The sequence below is a fragment of the Arthrobacter sp. ISL-85 genome (assembly GCF_018613675.1).
Classification (GTDB): Bacteria; Actinomycetota; Actinomycetes; order Actinomycetales; family Micrococcaceae; genus Arthrobacter.
This window is the reverse complement of record NZ_JAGGPQ010000019.1, coordinates 1-15,757: the sequence shown is the minus strand read 5'-3', so window position 1 is coordinate 15,757 and position 15,757 is coordinate 1. Positions and strand designations below refer to the sequence as shown.

The following is a 15,757-nucleotide window of genomic DNA, read 5'->3' as shown; positions in this document are numbered from 1 at the left end:
GAGGCTTGGGCGCACGGCGCAGTGCCCGGATCCTCGAGGCGAACCAGGCGGGCCGCCCCGCGCGGAGCAGTGCGGCAGCCGGTACTGGCCGCACCGTTGATTCGGGGCTGCTGGAATCGGTACGTGAGTCGATGATGGCGGAGGCCGGAGCAGTAACACCCTCGCGGGTTGCCGCAGCCGTACAGGCCACCGGCAAGATGTTGGGCACCGCCGGAGCGCTTGCCGCGGTGGAAAGGATCAGCGCTGAGCTCAGTGGACTGGGCCCGCTGCAGCAGCTCACCCGGGATCCTGCCGTAACGGACATTTTCGTCAATGCCCCGGATTCCGTGTGGGTGGACCGCGGCCGGGGTATCGAGCGTGTACCTGTCTTGTTCGATGGCGAGGCACAGCTGCGTGCCCTGGCCTGCCGGCTTGTGGCCGCCGGCGGTCGCCGCCTGGATGACGGTTCCCCATGTGTCGATGTCAGGCTTGCCGGCGGCTACCGTGTCCACGCCGTGTTGCCGCCGGTTTCCACGTCCGGGACGCTGCTGAGCGTCCGGATCCGCAGGGAGCGGGTCTTCAGCATGGCGGAGCTGCGCGCGGGCGGCATGTTTGGCCAGCGGGTGCAGACGGTGCTGGAGAGGATTGTGGACAGGAAGTTGAGCTTCCTGGTCAGCGGGGCGACTGGGTCCGGAAAGACCACACTGCTGTCTACCCTGCTGGGCCTGTGTTCCGGCGAGGAACGGCTGGTCCTGATCGAGGACGCGTCCGAACTCAACCCCGTCCATCCCCATGTAGTGGCCCTCGAGTCACGTCACGGAAACCTTGAAGGCGGCGGCGCCGTGGACTTGGGGGAGCTGGTCCGCCAGGCGTTGCGCATGCGCCCGGACAGGTTGGTGGTGGGGGAATGCCGGGGCGCTGAAGTCCGCGAGCTTCTGACCGCGATGAATACCGGGCACAGCGGCGGCGGAGGAACCATCCATGCGAACACGGCAGCCGCAGTCCCGGCCAGGCTCAACGCCCTCGGGGCACTCGCCGGGCTCGGGCCGGAGGCTGTGCGGCTTCAGGCCGCCAGCGCGCTTGATGTTGTCATCCATGTGGGCAGGACTCCGAAGGGCAGGGAAATTCTGTGCATTGGGCTCATCGCCGATGGCCCGCAAGGACTGACCGTGATGCCCGCCGTTGAGGAATCCGGGGTCCCGGGTCCCGCATGGCCGGCGCTGGCAGCCCGGTTGGATATCGGTCCCGGGGCCATCCTGTGACGCTTCTTCTCACCATGCTCCTGTGCAGCGCGGTGCTGCTGCTCCTCAAGCCTCCCTTGGATGCTGCTTCCAGGTTGCGCGCACTAACCGGCAACAGGACGAAAGCGCCCGGTGCCGGAAACGGCCGGGTATTGCCGTGGGTCAGGGCGGCCGGAGGGTTCGCGGCAACGACGCAGGGACCGGGCCTGACTCTGGTGGTGCAGCAGTTGGCGGCATTGCTCAGGGGTGGACGGACTCCCGGGCGGCTGTGGGACGAGCTGTGGGCGGTTTACGGCAAGGGTGAAAACGGGCAGCGGCTTCAAGGGGACGCGCCGCTGTCCGGGGCAGTGCTGCCAGAGCATTCAGCTGCAGTCCTGGCAGCCGCGCGTGCCGCAGCCGCCACCGGAGCTCCAGTTTCCGAAACCATCCGCCGGGCGGTCTCCTCTGCGTTCCCGCCACGGGACAGGGAGGCCAGGACCTGGTTGGAGCTGGCTGCCTGTTTTGACATCGCCGAGGCCAGCGGGTGTCCGCTCGCCGACGTACTGACCCGGTTCGCGGCCCAGTTGGAAGCGGAAGATGACGCAGATGCGGCACGGCAGACGGCTCTCGCCGGGCCCAAAGCCACCGTCCGGCTCCTGACCTGGCTGCCCTTGATGGGTCTTGGGCTCGGGGCTGCCTTGGGCGTGGATCCGCTGGCCACCCTGCTGGGAACGCCCCTTGGACTGGCCGCGCTGGTGGGCGGGGTGGTCCTCACCGCGGCGGGAAGGGCCTGGTCTGCCCGGCTGGTTTCGGCGGCTGCAGGAGCAGGAACGCCATGACCCCCGTTTGGGCCCCCGGCTTGGCCTTGTTCCTGCTGCTCGCGGCCGGCGCCTGGCTTGCCTGTTCCAGCCGCGACAGGCCGCGCCAACGGCTGCGCCGCCTGTTTCCTGCCGCTGCAAGGCTGCAGCAGGCTGCAGCGACCAAGTCGTCGGCAGAAAGTTGCGGTGGCGGCCTGAAGGATACGGCCATGATGCTTGAGCTTGTGGCGGCGATGCTGGATGCCGGAGCCGGAATTGGCCGCTCCCTCGACCTGGTGGCTGGGTCGGCTGCGCCACAGTACCGGGACTCCCTGCGGCCGGTGGTCTCGGCGCTGGCTATTGGCGCTGACTGGGAAACAGCCTGGCGGAGCTCCGCCGTCCGGTTGCCCGAAATCCTGGAGCTCCGGGACGCCCTCGGTTTCGCTGCAGTTACGGGCGCGCCGTCATCCGCGATCCTGTACGCCCAGGCTGCAAGGCTTCGCCGCGAACGGTTTCGGGCGGCGGAGAAGCGGGCCGCGTCGCTTGGCGTGAAGCTGGTGGTTCCCCTGGGCCTGTGCTCGCTCCCGGCGTTCATCTGTCTTGGGGTTGTCCCTGTGCTGCTGGCACTGGTGCCCTCCGGCTCCTAGCCGTCCCGGTCGCTCCCGGCCCCGCCGCCCGTCCCTTCCTCCACAGGGCTGGAGCAGGACAGCTTTTCCACTTAGCGCACTCCCTCCCTTACCGGCAACAACTCCGCCGGGAAGAGTCAAGAAAGCCGGGAAGCCACCGGCAACAACGGAAGGAAACCAGATGTCCATCAACTACTACCGCCGCAATTACTCCACCGGAATGTCGTCGTCCGCCGCCTCCAGGCCGATACCTGCCGCCCCCAGGCGGATTCCCGGGGGACCAACCGACAACCCTTGCAACACCGGCAGCACGGCGTACACTTTTGCCCCTGTCCCTCTCCGGACAACTGTCCCTGCCCCCGTCCGGGCAACTGTCCCTGCCCTCGGCCGGAACGGGACGGTTCCCCGCGCACTCTTCCCGAAAGCATCCTTTGGTGCACCCGTCCCGAGGGCATCGTTCCCGCCGTGCAGCAACATGGTGGAGCCGAACCCCGGTGCGGGCTTTACCCGTAAGACCCGGCGCGGCGTCAGGCTGCTGGGTTCGGAAGCCGGGATGGCTACGGCCGAATACGCTATTGCTACCCTGGCTGCGGTGGGATTTGCCGGGCTGCTCGTGTTCATCCTCCGCAGCGACGAAGTGCGCGGTTTCCTCCTGAACCTCATCCGCACCGCCCTGGCGCTGCCGTGACGCGTTGGGCGGGAGTGCTTCCGTCATGGAAGCCCCTGGAAGCAGCGACGCGCAGTGTGGGCTGCCACAACAGGGGCCCGGAAGCAGTGGATGAAACGGCGAACGCCCGGGGCACCGTGACAGCCGAGTTCGCCGTGGCGCTGCCGGCCGTGCTGGCGTTGCTGGCCATGCTGCTTGCGGGAGCCGCAGCGGGCATGACGCAGCTGCGCATCGAAGAGGGAGCCCGGGCCGGTGCCAGGGCCATGGCCCGGGGTGACGACCCGGCTGCGGTGGAACGGACCGTCAGGACGCTCGTCGGCGGCTCCGCAACCGCGTCAGTTGCCGCCGACGGCGGATGGTTCAACGTCACCGTCACCGACCGGGTGTCCGGACTCCTGGGTTCCTCCATTCCGTGGACCCTCACCGCACGCGCTTCCACGCTCAGCGAGACGGCGGGAACCGGCGGCACCAGCGGCAGCGCTGGTTTGCCGGCCAGCAAGGGCCGTGGGTGATGGCAGAGGCGGGGCAGCAGGGCGCCCCCGATGGCCGTGAGCGCGGTTCGGGGACAGTCCTTGCTGCCGTGCTGGCACTGGTGGTTATGACGGCCATGGCCGTCATGTTGCTGCTGGCCCAGTCCGCCGTGCTCGCAAGCAGGGCGGCAGCGGCCGCGGACCTGGCGGCTCTTGCCGGGGCCGACGCCCTCCGCGGCATCACGGTAGGGGAGCCTTGCACTGTCGCCGCCGAGGTGGCAGGCCGCCACGCTGCCACGGTCCTTAGTTGCTCTGAGGGTGCGGGCCAGACAATCGAGGTGCGCACTGAGCTCGGCGGGCATCCGCTGCTGGGCGCCGCGACCGGACGTGCCCGGGCAGGTCCTCCGCCATAGGGATGACCCTGGGGATGACCGTGGCCCGGCGTCAGCTGCTGGCTCCCAGGTCAGCCGGCAAGGCCTCCGTGGCGTCCTTGAGGAGCACCTCCAGCAGGGTGACGGCGGCGGCCTTGTCCAGCGGATTGTTCTTGTTTCCGCATTTGGGGGACTGGACGCAGGACGGACAGCCGGAGTCGCACTCACAGGCCTTGATGGCGTCGCGGGTTGCTGCCAGCCACACCATGGCTTTATCGAATCCCCGCTCAGCAAAACCGGCTCCGCCGGGGTGCCCGTCATACACGAAGATGGTGGGCACCCCGGTGTCGGCATGCAAGGCAGTGGAGACCCCGCCGATGTCCCACCGGTCGCTGGATGCCACCAAGGGCAAGAGTCCTATCGCGGCGTGCTCCGCGGCATGCAGGGCTCCCGGGAACTGCGCTTCGATGAGGCCGGCGCCGGTCAGCGAGCGGTTGTCCACCACGAACCAGACCGCTTTGGTGAAGAGTTCACGTGCACCGAGTTCCAGCGGCTCCTCGCCGAGGACCTCATTGGAAATCAGGGCCTTGCGCTGGAAGGAAACAACCTGGGTGGTCACCTTCACGTCGCCGAAGTGCACGGTAACGTCGCCCCACTGCATCGTCCGAAGGGTGTCCAGGACCTCGATCTGGGTGATATCGCGCGCTGTCGTGTAGTAGTCGGGGTTGGCCCGGCGGACCATGACGCAATGGTCGTCTTCGTTCAGGTCCTCCACCACATAGGTATCGCCCTGGTGTACATACACCGCCCCGGTGTGTGCCTGGTAGTGGGTCTGCGGCGAGTCCATGGTTCCCAGCAGGGAACCGGTCCCGGCGTCGACGATGCTGACCGGGCCGCCACCGTCTGACCGGAGGTTGACCATTGCCGCCGCGCTTTGCGAATGGGTCCAGAACCAGCCCGCGGGGCGGCGGCGGAGGTAGCCCTGCGTCACCAGCCGGTCCAGGAGCATTTCGGCGGTTGGCCCGAAGAGGTCCAGCTCGGCCGGCCCCAACGGAAGTTCAGCTGCCGCCGCGCATAGGTGCGGTCCCAGCACGTAGGGGTTGGAGGGGTCAAAGACCGTTGCCTCGACGGACACGTCGAAGATCGCTTCAGGGTGGTTTACAAGGAAGGTGTCCAGCGGATCATCACTGGCCACAAATGCGGCAATGGCATCCTGGCCCGCCCGGCCGGCCCTGCCGATCTGCTGGAACAGGGATGCCCGCGTGCCGGGCCAGCCGGCCACCAGCACTGCATCCAGCCCAGAGATATCGATGCCCAGTTCCAGGGCAGAAGTGCTGGAAACGCCCAGCAGCTGGCCGGAGCGCAGGGATTTCTCCACCGCCCGGCGTTCCTCCGGCAGGTATCCAGAGCGGTAGGCGGCCACCCGCTGCGGGAGGCTCGGGTCCACCTCGTCAAGGAGGCGCTTGGTGATTGCGGAGATGGTCTCCGCGCCGCGGCGGGATTTGATGAAGGCGATGGTACGGACCCGTGCGGATACCAGGTTGGCCAACAGGTCGGAGGTCTCGGCCACGGCCGTCCGCCGCTCCTTGGCTCCGTTTTCGCCCCGGATGTCGGTCAGGGCCGGCTCCCACAGTGCAACAGTTGTGGCCCCATGCGGCGAGCAGTCGCGGGACACCGCCCTCACGGGGGCGCCGATAAGGCGGGAGAAGGAAACGTCGGGGTCGGACGCGGTGGCGGAGGCAGCAATGAACACGGGCTCGGGGAACGCGGTTCCTGCCCCGTAATAGGAGCAAATCCGGCGGAGCCGCCGCATCAGGTTGGCCACGTGTGATCCGAACACACCCCGGTAGCTGTGCGCTTCGTCCACGATGACGTAGCGCAGCCGGCGGAAGAAACCGGCCCACCACGCATGGTTGGGAAGGATGCCGAAGTGCAGCATGTCCGGGTTGGCCAGGATGAAGTTGGCGTGGTCCCGGATCCATCTGCGGGCGGAGGGATCGGTGTCGCCGTCGTAGGTTTCCGCCCGCACCGTGGGCAGCTTCAACGCGCGGATGGCGTTCAGCTGGTCCGCCGCCAGCGCCTTAGTGGGGGAGAGGTAAAGGGTGACGGCGCCGTCGTCGTGGATCTTTCCCGGGTCCGCGAGCACACGCAGCTCGGACCGGTGGATCGCATCCAGCGCCGGCAACTGGTACGCCAGCGACTTCCCGGACGCAGTTCCGGTAGCCACCACAACATGCTCCCCTGAGTGAGCTGCATTGGCCGCGTCCACCTGGTGCCGGTATGGCTCGCGGATTCCCAGCGCCCCGTATGCCTCAGTAACGTCAGGATGAACCCATTCCGGCCAGGGCGCGTGGACTGCCTCCCGCGCCGGGATGGTGCGGACATGACGGAGCTGTTCCGGTTCCGGGCCGCGGCCCAGCAAAGGAATCAGGGAGTCATGGGGGTTCACCCCACCATTCTTTCATCCGGGGCCGGACCGCAAGCCCACGGTTCGCCCACGGGAAAACCGCAGGGCGGCACTCCGGATGAGTTGGCTCAGCTCAGCGAAAGGTCCGCTCCGTCATGGGACGCCGACAGCATCAGGACCCGGGCCACCGTGGTCCAGCCAAGATGCGAGTAGAGCTTCTGCCCGTCCAGGGACGCCAGCAGCAGGCCGGTGCGGACATCGTGCCCGAAGGCCTGGGCCGCGAGCGCACGCATGATGAAACTGCCCAGGCCCCTGCGCTGGAACGCCGGCTCGGTGATGATCTTGTCGAACACAGCGGTATCACCCACCACGAACACCCTGCCGCTGGCCGCGAGGGTGTCCCCGGAGCGGACCTCCGCGTAGTGGACGCCATCCTGCTCGAACGTGGACAGGCTCAGGTCGTCGTCGGAAAGCCAAGGGTCCTCCGCGTCCTGCGTCTCCATGTCCACAATCATCATCTTCTGTGAATCGGAGGTGACATTCAGCCCCTGCCGGGCTGCCAGGGCGGCGTACCGGGAGGGGTCGTTGGTGAGGATGGTCAATACCCGGGCGGGGGACCCGGCCGTCCCGGCGGCGAGGGCGGCAAACTCGTCATCCGTCGGTTCGGACGCGAACACTTCCCACTCGCCACTGGTGTCAGCGCGCAGCGCGGCGGGAAAACGGCCCTCCGTGGAGGTCCGGTAGCCGCGACATCCGGCCCAGCCGGCAACCCACACTTCGAGCAGGCCAGTGATGTCTTCAACCAGGGTTTCCGGGCTCATGGCTAGAACACTATTCCAGCCGGATCGCAAGCAACAGGGGGTGCGCCAGTGCTTATGCAATTGTGATACGGCCCCGCACGCCGGTGCCTCAAGCCAGGATCTGCACGGGCCAGGACCGGGCCGGCAGCGCAGCCGGTACCCTTAAATACGTGGCTTTGAACAAGATCGTGCTCTTTTACGGCTTTACCCCCCTTGCCGACCCGGACGCCGTCCGCCTCTGGCAGCGTGCCCTGTGCGAAAAGCTCGGCCTGACCGGGCGCATCATCATTTCCAGGGACGGGATCAATGCCACAGTGGGCGGGGAAATCGGCGCCGTCAAACAGTACGTTAAGACCACACGCGAGTACGCGGGGTTCCGCGGCATTGACGTTAAATGGTCCGACGGCGGCGCGGAGGATTTCCCGCGGCTCAGCGTGAAAGTGCGGGACGAGATTGTCTCCTTCGGCGCGCCCGGAGAACTCAAGGTTGACGCCGGCGGCGTGGTGGGCGGCGGAAAGCACCTCAAGCCGGAGCAACTCCACGAACTCGTGGACGCCCGGAAGCGGGCCGGCGAGGACGTGGTCTTTTTCGACGGCCGCAACGCGTTCGAAGCGCAGATTGGCCGGTTCAAGGACGCGGTGGTGCCCGATGTCGCCACCACCCACGACTTCATCAAGGAGCTGGAGTCCGGCAAGTACGACGCCCTGAAGGACAAGCCCGTGGTGACCTACTGCACCGGAGGAATCCGTTGCGAGGTGCTCTCCAGCCTGATGGTAAACCGCGGCTTCAAGGAGGTGTACCAGCTGGACGGTGGCATCGTCCGGTACGGGGAAACGTTCAAGGACCAGGGGCTCTGGGAAGGCTCGCTGTACGTCTTTGACAAGCGCATGCATTTGGAGTTCAGCGAGGACGCCAAGACCATTGGCGAGTGCACCCGCTGCTCGGCGCCCACCAGCAAATTCGAGAACTGCTCCAATCCCAGCTGCCGCACCTTGACCCTGTACTGCGCCGAGTGTGCCGCGAGCCCGGAAACACTCCGCTGCCCGGAAGGCTGCGCGGCGGCCTGAGTCCGGAGACCAGGGAGCATCAGAGCCGGTGCACGCGGAACGCGTAGTTCGCCGCGGTCCTGGCCTCCACCCTGACCGTGAGGACGCTGTCCGTTGACAGATAAATGACGTTCTCGCGGTTGATGCCGCAGCGAAGGCCCAGGTCCACCAAGGTGAGGGTCTCGGTACGGACTGTGAATGTGACCCGGCGCTGGCTGCGGCAGGCGATGGCCAGAACGTAGGTCCCGCTTGCCAGCACCGGCGACGAGGCTGTCCGGTCCTGCCCGGCAGCCAGCAGCCCGGCGTCGGCCTGGACCACCGGGCCGGTGGTGGCCGGAAGTGCGCGGGATACCCAGTCACCCAGCTCCGCCTCGCTCACCGGATCCTGTTGCAGCGGGTCGCGGGTGAAGTCCGGCGCCGGGGCGACTGTCGCGCTGCCGGCCCGGCCGTCGTCGTACGTATATTCACAGCCCGCCAGCGCACCTGCCGCAAGCACAAGTCCAAGGGCGACGGCGGCCGCCGGCTTCGGTGCCTGCGGCGCCCGTGCTGTCCCCTTGGGAAGAGGCGCGGAGGTTCCCCGCACGCTGGGCATAGTCCGACTTTAAGCCCGCAGCGGGCGGCGGGCCAGAGCCGGAACGGGGCGTTATTGCGCCGGTGCCAGCTGGTAGGCGTAGAGCAGCGGAGCGTCCACGCTGGAGCTGCTGATTTCGACCCGTCCAGCGGTGGGCAGGCTGATTTTGGTGGTTTCCGGCCGTCCGTTGCAGGCTGCCCCGGCTTCCGTCACGGCCTTGCCGTCCAGCGACACGGCGAAGAACGCCTTGCCGGTGCCGTCGCAGACCGCCGTGAGCGTATAGCTGCCGGCGGGCACCCTGGCAGCCTCCTGCACAATGCGGTCCCGGTTGAGGATCTTTCCTGAATCCTGGAGCACAACACCCGCAGGAGCAGACGGCAGTGCGGTGGCCCGCCACTTGGGAACATCTGCGTTCTCCACGGAGGTCACGGGTGAACACCCCGCCACGGCAAGGCAGAGGGCCGCGGCCGCTACTGTCCCCGGCAGCGAACGGCGGACCGCAACAGCTGCCGGCCGGGCGCGCGGAAGGAGGGAAGGGCGGAACGGCATGGGACCACCGTACCCCGCAGGCACGCCGGACTAAACTTGGGCGGTGCCTAGATCCCCACACGAGTTCACCGCCGGCAACACCCCCGACGCTCCCCGCAGCGACCTCCCCGCGCTGCTGTCCGCCCTTGCCGCGGACCTGCGCGGGGTGGACTACACGCTGGACGGCGTGGCACGGCTGGTGGGCCCGACGGCCTCGGCCGCGCTGAACCGGGACCAGATCATCCCCGCGCTGCTCGCTGTTGAACAGGCAGTGCGGGCGGACAACCGGGACGCGCCGCTTGCCGCCGTCGTCCGCCTGTGGCTCCTCGCCGAGCCGCAGGAACGCCGAACGCTCGACGCCGCACTGCCGGGCACCGGCGCCGACGGCCTCCTTGACCTGGGGCTGGTCCAGTCCGTCCCCGGCTCGGGGCTGCTCACGGCGAAGGCCGACCTGCGCCCATACGGCTGGGATAAGAATGACGACGGCAGCGGCGGCGCGGAACTATGGGTGGCCAGCGACCTGGCAGCCCACCAGCAGGCGGGGGTGCTCCGGCACGACCATGTCCTGGGCATCGGGCAGGCATCCACCACCCTGGTGCAGACCACAATCCGCCGCCACACCGAGCGCGCCCTTGACCTGGGAACAGGGTGCGGCGTCCAGGCCTTCCACCTGCTGCACCACTGCCAGCACGTGACCGCCACCGACATCTCCGTTCGTGCGCTGGCCTACGCGCGGTTCAACATCCTGCTCAATGCAGAGGCGCTTTCCGTCGACCCTGACCGCCTCGAAGACAGGGTCAGCCTGCGCCAAGGTTCACTCCTGGAACCGGTGGCCGGCGAGGAATTCGGCCTGGTGGTTTCCAACCCGCCGTTCGTCATCACCCCGCGCAGTACCGGCGAGGACGCGTCGGACCAGTTCACCTACCGCGACGGCGGACTGCCGGGCGATGAAATCGTGGCCTCCCTGGTGGCGGACCTGCCCGGTGTCCTGGCGCCCGGCGGTTGGGCCCAGATGCTCGGTAACTGGGAAGTCGCCGCCGGCAGCAGCTGGGATGAACGGCCAAAGTCATGGCTCAGGCCGGGCACGGACGCCTGGTTCATCCAGCGAGAACAGGTCAGCCCAGAACAATACGCCGAAACCTGGCTGCAGGATGCCTCGGAGTCCCGGGACCGGCAGCACTACCGGGAAGCGTACGCCGCCTACCTTGCCGACTTCGGGTCCCGGAACGTGGCCGGAATCGGCTTCGGCATGGTGTGGCTGCGGCGCCCCGCAGACGATGCGCCGGCCGCCATCAGCCGTTTCGAGGAAATCACCTACCCCATTGAGCAGCCCATCGGCCCGCACCTGGGCGCCGCCGTCGAACGCAGCGACTGGCTCGCTGCCCATGACCTTGCCGGCACGCACCTGCTCGTGGCGGACGACGTCACCGAGGAACGCCACCAGCGCCCGGGCGCCGAGCACCCCGGCGTCATCCTGCTCCGGCAGGGTGCCGGGCTGCGGCGCACCAACCTGATGGGCACCGAGCTGGCCGGCTTTGTGTCAGCGTGCGACGGCGACCTTACCGCCGGGCAGATCGCCGGGGCTTTGGAGGCCCTCCTGGGCGGCGGGGAGGGGTTCGACGCCGGGACTTTCCAAGGTGCGCTGCTCGCCGATGTGGCCAACCTGGTCCGTGACGGCTTCCTCGTTCCAGCCGGAATTGAAGCCCAGCCGTAGGCCCCCTCAAGCCCTCAACAGAGCCCCGTCATTTCCACATGAATGCGCACGATTCCCCAAAATATGGTGAACTAGGCGGACATGGGCTCATCTGCCCCAGCAACCTTTTTCTGTAGGAGCACCGTGCCAAGCAAGGCCAAAACCGGCAAGAAACTCGTGATTGTGGAGTCTCCGGCCAAGAGCAAGACCATCGCCAAGTACCTCGGCGAGGGCTTCATCGTAGAGGCCTCCATCGGTCACATCCGCGACCTGCCGCAGCCGTCCGAACTGCCTGCCGAGCTGAAGAAAACCTCTGTCGGCAAGTTCGCCGTCGACATTGACCACGACTTCAAGCCCTACTACGTGGTGTCCCCGGACAAGAAGAAGAAGGTCACTGAGCTCAAGGCCGCGCTCAAGGACGCCGACGAACTTTATCTCGCAACAGATGGGGACCGCGAGGGCGAGGCCATCGCGTGGCACCTGCTGGAAGTGCTCAAGCCCAAGGTCCCGGTGTACCGGATGACGTTCGGCGAAATCACCAAGGAAGCCATCCAGCGCGCGATGGGCAACCTGCGCGACGTGGACCAGGACCTGGTGGACGCCCAGGAGACCCGCCGCGTCCTGGACCGCCTCTATGGCTACGAGATCTCACCGGTGCTGTGGCGCAAGGTGGCCCGCGGCCTGTCGGCCGGACGTGTGCAGTCGGTGGTCACCCGCATGGTGGTGGACCGCGAACGCGAGCGCATGGCCTTCAAGGCTGCCTCCTACTGGGACCTGACGGGCCAGTTCGGCGCTGAGTCCGGCTCATTCAAGGCCAAGCTCGCCGCTGTCGACGGCGCCAAGGTTGCCACGGGCCGTGACTTCAACGACGACGGCGAGCTCACCTCCCGGAACGTGGCCCACCTCAATGAGGAACTGGCAACGTCACTGGCGGCCGGGCTGCAGAGCGCTGACTTCCGCGTCCGCTCGGTGGACACCAAGCCGTACACGCGCCGCCCGGCCGCGCCGTTCACCACCTCCACGCTGCAGCAGGAGGCCGGCCGCAAGCTGCGCTTCTCCTCGAAGAGCACCATGCAGGTGGCCCAGCGGCTGTATGAAAACGGCTACATCACCTATATGCGTACGGACTCGTCGGCCCTGAGTGACGAAGCCGTCACGGCGGCCCGCCGCCAGGCCGCCGAGCTGTACGGCCCCGAATATGTTCCGCAGTCGCCCCGCGTGTACTCCAACAAGGCCGCAAACGCGCAGGAAGCGCACGAGGCCATCCGCCCCGCGGGTGACTCCTTCCGCACGCCCGCCCAGGTTGCCAAGCAGCTCTCCGGGGATGAGTTCCGCCTCTACGAGCTCATCTGGAAGCGTACTGTCGCGTCCCAAATGGGCGACGCCAAGGGCTCGACGGCCACCATCCGCCTCGGTGCAGTGTCCACCGACGGGCGGGACGCCGAGTTCTCCGCCTCGGGGACCGTCATCACCTTCCCCGGCTTCCTCGCCGCATACGAGGAAGGCAAGGACGAGACCCGCGGCGACGACGACTCGGACGAAGCACGCCGGCTGCCCAACGTAGCCAAGGACGATTCCCTCACGGCCTCGGACATCCAGGCCGTAGGCCACGAAACCTCCCCGCCGCCGCGCTTCACGGAAGCATCCCTCACCGCGGAACTGGAGAAAAAGGGCATCGGCCGCCCGTCCACCTACGCCTCCACCATCTCCACCATCCAGGACCGCGGCTACGTCCGGAAGCAGGGCTCGGCCCTTGTGCCCAGCTGGATCGCTTTCTCCGTCATCCGGCTCCTGGAGCAGCATTTCTCCGATTACGTGGATTACGAGTTCACCGCGGACATGGAAGGCGACCTGGACAAGATCGCCAACGGCCAGGAAGCCGGCGCCTCCTGGCTGCGGCACTTCTACTTTGGCGAGGATTCCGATCCCGGCCTGTTGAGCATCGTCAACAACCTGGGCGAGATCGACGCCCGGGAAATCAATTCGATCCCCATCACCGACGACATCACCCTCAGGGTGGGCAAGTTCGGCCCCTACCTCGAAAGCTCCGCCGCCGTGGTGGACCCGAAGACGGGCGAGATCGTGGAATCGGCGCGCGCCAACGTGCCCGAGGACCTGGCCCCGGACGAGCTGACCGCCGCCAAGGCCATCGAACTGATGGAGACGGCGGCGCCGGAGGAGCGCGTCCTCGGCACCGATCCGCATACGGGACACACCGTGGTGGCCAAGAACGGCCGCTACGGCGCCTACGTCACCGAGGTCATTCCCGAAATGACCGACGAACAGATCGCCGCCCAGCCGGTGGAGTACTACAAGAACGGCAAGCCCAAGCCGCCCAAGAAGCCGGTCAAGGCAAAGCCGCGCACGGGGTCGCTCTTCAAGGCCATGACCGTTGAGTCCGTCACCCTGGACGAGGCGCTTCAACTCATGAGCCTGCCCCGGGCACTGGGGGAGGACGCTGAAGGCAACCTCATCACGGTGCAGAACGGCCGGTTCGGGCCCTACCTGAAGAAGGGGACCGACTCCCGCTCCATCGGCTCCGAAGAGGAAATCTTCACCATCACCCTGGAACAGGCCCTGGAGATCTATTCGCAGCCCAAGCAGCGCGGCGCCCGCGCCGCGGTGCCGCCGCTGGCAGAGTTCGGCCCGGACCCGGTGTCCGAGAAGAACATCGTGGTGAAGGAAGGCCGGTTTGGGCCCTACATCACCGACGGCATCACCAATATTACGGTTCCCCGTGCCACCTCCCTTGAGGAACTTACGCGGGAACAGGCCGTCGAGTTGCTGGCCGAGAAGCGCGCCAAAGGCCCGGTCAAGCGGACCGCCACACGGAAGGCGCCGGCAAAGAAGAAGGCAACGGCCAAGAAGTAGCGTTGTGGCCGGCGCGTTTGCGCCGGCCACCGGATCGTGATCGGCTAGGGGAATGACTGAACAGCCCGCGCACACGGACCTCCAGCCGCTCAACGACCTTGAAGAGAAGCTCGCTTCCGGCGGACAGCCGGAAGCGAACCCGGTGGACGTGATCCTGTCGTTCCTCAACAGCGAGGTCTACATCATTAGTTCGGACACGGTGGAGGGTGTGGACTCCCAGGTGGAGCCACTGGTTCTTGCCAACGCCGACGGCGACCCTGTCCTCGCCGTTTTCTCGCACCCCAGCAGGGTGGACCAGCAGTATCTGGAAGCCGCTCCCAACGTGCTGGGCACGCAGGGTGCTGCCATCATCGCCAACCTTGGCGATGAACTGGGAATGGTGATCAACCCCGGAGCAGCGTACGGTTTCGAGATCAATCCCGAAGGCGTTGCCAATATCAGGCGCGACTTCAAGCGGGCTGACGAGCAATAATGTCCCCATGCGTCTAGGCGTCCTCGATATCGGTTCCAATACCGTCCACCTGCTCCTGGTGGATGCCCACCCGGGCGCGCAGCCGGTGCCGTTCGCGTCCCACAAGCGGCCGCTGTCCCTGGTGCAGTACCTTGAACCGGACGGCAGCATCAGCGACGAGGGCCAGCACGAGTTGACCGAGTTCGTGCTGGAGGCCTGGGAGTTCGCCGCGCGGCACAAGGCCGAGGACCTGCTGGCCTTCTGTACCTCGGCCATCCGCGAGGCCACCAACGGCCCCGCGGTGCTGGCCAGGGTCAAGCACGAGACCACGGTGACCCTCCAGGAACTCACGGGAAGCGAAGAGGCGTCCATGACGTTCTTCGCGGTCCGGCGCTGGCACGGCTGGGGCGCGGGCCCCATCCTGAATCTGGATATCGGTGGCGGCTCCTTTGAAATGGCTTTCGGCCAGGACGAGTTGCCGGAGGTGGCCACCTCCGTGCCGCTTGGGGCCAGCAGGCTCACCAGGGACTGGCTTCCGGAGGATCCGCCGACCGCCAAGAGTGTCAAGGAACTCCGGCGCTACATCAGGGCCACGCTCAAACCCGCGGTCCGCGAATTCGACGGCCTGGGCCGGGCGAACGTGGTGGCCGGTACCTCCAAAACCTTCCGTTCGCTGGCCCGGATCGCCGGCGCTGCCCCCAGCGCCGAAGGGCCGTACGTCAAGAGGGAACTGCACGCCTCGGACCTGGGTATCTGGACCCAGCGGATCTCGGCCATGAGCTCGGAAGACAGGCTGCACCTGCCCGGTGTCTCCGAGGCACGAGCCCACCAGCTCCTTGCCGGTGCTTTGGTGGCCGAGGCCGCGTTGGAGTTGTTCAAGTTCAAGAAGCTCCGCATTTGCCCATGGGCGCTGCGTGAAGGGCTCATCCTGCGGCGCCTGGACCAGCTGGTGTTTTCCGGGCCCCTGCAGCCCGCGCCCCACGTAGCAGGCGCACCACCGGTGGCAGCAACGGTCTAGACGATATGAGGTGGGGGGCGCGGGGCTTTGGCCGCGTCCGGGATCGGTCCATTATCGCCGGGCGGTCCCGCAGCGCCGGCTTTGGTGTAGTCCGTGGCTGTTTGGATTGTGGGCGGCGCGGCGGGATCTGATCCCGGCGGTGATGTCCCTGTATCCGGATGGGGCCAGGCAAGGCAAGAGGCCGGGGCCTTCTGTTTCACAGGGTCCGTGGGTTGCCATTGGGCGGCTCCCCTGGCCCTGGA

General features: G+C 67.2%; 15 protein-coding genes. 11 read left to right on the top strand and 4 right to left on the bottom strand.

The window, feature by feature from the left end; genetic code table 11:
- Window positions 1-5: 5 nt before the first annotated feature.
- From J7I84_RS14780 to J7I84_RS14755, 6 genes are all read left to right on the top strand, one after another.
- Window positions 6-1,241, top strand: coding sequence for a TadA family conjugal transfer-associated ATPase (locus tag J7I84_RS14780; RefSeq protein ID WP_251046664.1), 1,236 nt, complete (start codon window positions 6-8; stop codon window positions 1,239-1,241).
- Window positions 1,238-2,038, top strand: coding sequence for a type II secretion system F family protein (locus J7I84_RS14775; RefSeq protein ID WP_214945307.1), 801 nt, complete (start codon window positions 1,238-1,240; stop codon window positions 2,036-2,038). The genes J7I84_RS14780 and J7I84_RS14775 overlap by 4 nt, the downstream gene beginning before the upstream one ends.
- Complete coding sequence (locus J7I84_RS14770) at window positions 2,035-2,643, top strand: type II secretion system F family protein (RefSeq protein ID WP_214945306.1); 609 nt, start codon at window positions 2,035-2,037, stop codon at window positions 2,641-2,643. Before J7I84_RS14775 ends, J7I84_RS14770 begins: the two co-directional genes overlap by 4 nt.
- A 160-nt stretch (window positions 2,644-2,803) precedes the next feature.
- Window positions 2,804-3,310, top strand: coding sequence for a DUF4244 domain-containing protein (locus J7I84_RS22065; RefSeq protein ID WP_251046663.1), 507 nt, complete (start codon window positions 2,804-2,806; stop codon window positions 3,308-3,310).
- 86 nt (window positions 3,311-3,396) lie between these two features.
- Complete coding sequence (locus J7I84_RS14760; protein ID WP_311381149.1) at window positions 3,397-3,801, top strand: TadE family type IV pilus minor pilin; 405 nt, start codon at window positions 3,397-3,399, stop codon at window positions 3,799-3,801.
- Complete coding sequence (locus J7I84_RS14755) at window positions 3,801-4,172, top strand: Rv3654c family TadE-like protein (RefSeq protein WP_214945305.1); 372 nt, start codon at window positions 3,801-3,803, stop codon at window positions 4,170-4,172. The genes J7I84_RS14760 and J7I84_RS14755 overlap by 1 nt, the downstream gene beginning before the upstream one ends.
- A gap of 31 nt (window positions 4,173-4,203) precedes the next feature.
- Here the strand turns inward: J7I84_RS14755 and J7I84_RS14750 are convergent, their stop codons facing one another.
- Together J7I84_RS14750 and J7I84_RS14745 are read right to left on the bottom strand one after the other, a co-directional pair.
- Window positions 4,204-6,579, bottom strand: coding sequence for a DEAD/DEAH box helicase (locus tag J7I84_RS14750; RefSeq protein WP_214945304.1), 2,376 nt, complete (start codon window positions 6,577-6,579; stop codon window positions 4,204-4,206).
- Window positions 6,580-6,665: 86 nt separating this feature from the next.
- Window positions 6,666-7,358: a GNAT family N-acetyltransferase gene (locus J7I84_RS14745; protein ID WP_214945303.1), complete on the bottom strand. Its 693-nt coding sequence runs from the start codon at window positions 7,356-7,358 to the stop codon at window positions 6,666-6,668.
- A gap of 149 nt (window positions 7,359-7,507) precedes the next feature.
- Between J7I84_RS14745 and J7I84_RS14740 the strand changes: the two genes are divergently transcribed.
- Window positions 7,508-8,404, top strand: a complete 897-nt coding sequence (locus tag J7I84_RS14740; protein WP_214945302.1) for a rhodanese-related sulfurtransferase — start codon at window positions 7,508-7,510, stop codon at window positions 8,402-8,404.
- A gap of 19 nt (window positions 8,405-8,423) precedes the next feature.
- On the opposite strand, the gene J7I84_RS14735 is transcribed toward J7I84_RS14740, so the two are convergent.
- Both J7I84_RS14735 and J7I84_RS14730 read right to left on the bottom strand, forming a co-directional pair.
- Complete coding sequence (locus J7I84_RS14735) at window positions 8,424-8,975, bottom strand: hypothetical protein (protein WP_251046662.1); 552 nt, start codon at window positions 8,973-8,975, stop codon at window positions 8,424-8,426.
- Window positions 8,976-9,026: 51 nt separating this feature from the next.
- Complete coding sequence (locus tag J7I84_RS14730) at window positions 9,027-9,503, bottom strand: hypothetical protein (protein ID WP_214945301.1); 477 nt, start codon at window positions 9,501-9,503, stop codon at window positions 9,027-9,029.
- 43 nt (window positions 9,504-9,546) lie between these two features.
- On the opposite strand from J7I84_RS14730, the gene J7I84_RS14725 reads away from it, so the two are divergent.
- From J7I84_RS14725 to J7I84_RS14710, 4 genes are all read left to right on the top strand, one after another.
- Complete coding sequence (locus J7I84_RS14725; RefSeq protein WP_214945300.1) at window positions 9,547-11,196, top strand: class I SAM-dependent methyltransferase; 1,650 nt, start codon at window positions 9,547-9,549, stop codon at window positions 11,194-11,196.
- Window positions 11,197-11,319: 123 nt separating this feature from the next.
- Entirely contained in the window at window positions 11,320-14,046 is a 2,727-nt protein-coding gene (gene topA, locus J7I84_RS14720) for a type I DNA topoisomerase (RefSeq protein WP_214945299.1), read from the top strand.
- A gap of 52 nt (window positions 14,047-14,098) precedes the next feature.
- Window positions 14,099-14,518, top strand: coding sequence for an SseB family protein (locus J7I84_RS14715; RefSeq protein WP_214945298.1), 420 nt, complete (start codon window positions 14,099-14,101; stop codon window positions 14,516-14,518).
- A 7-nt stretch (window positions 14,519-14,525) separates the two neighbouring features.
- Window positions 14,526-15,515 carry a Ppx/GppA phosphatase family protein gene (locus tag J7I84_RS14710; protein WP_214945297.1) on the top strand — a complete coding sequence of 330 codons (990 nt, stop codon included), beginning with the start codon at window positions 14,526-14,528 and terminating at the stop codon, window positions 15,513-15,515.
- Window positions 15,516-15,757 lie beyond the last annotated feature (242 nt).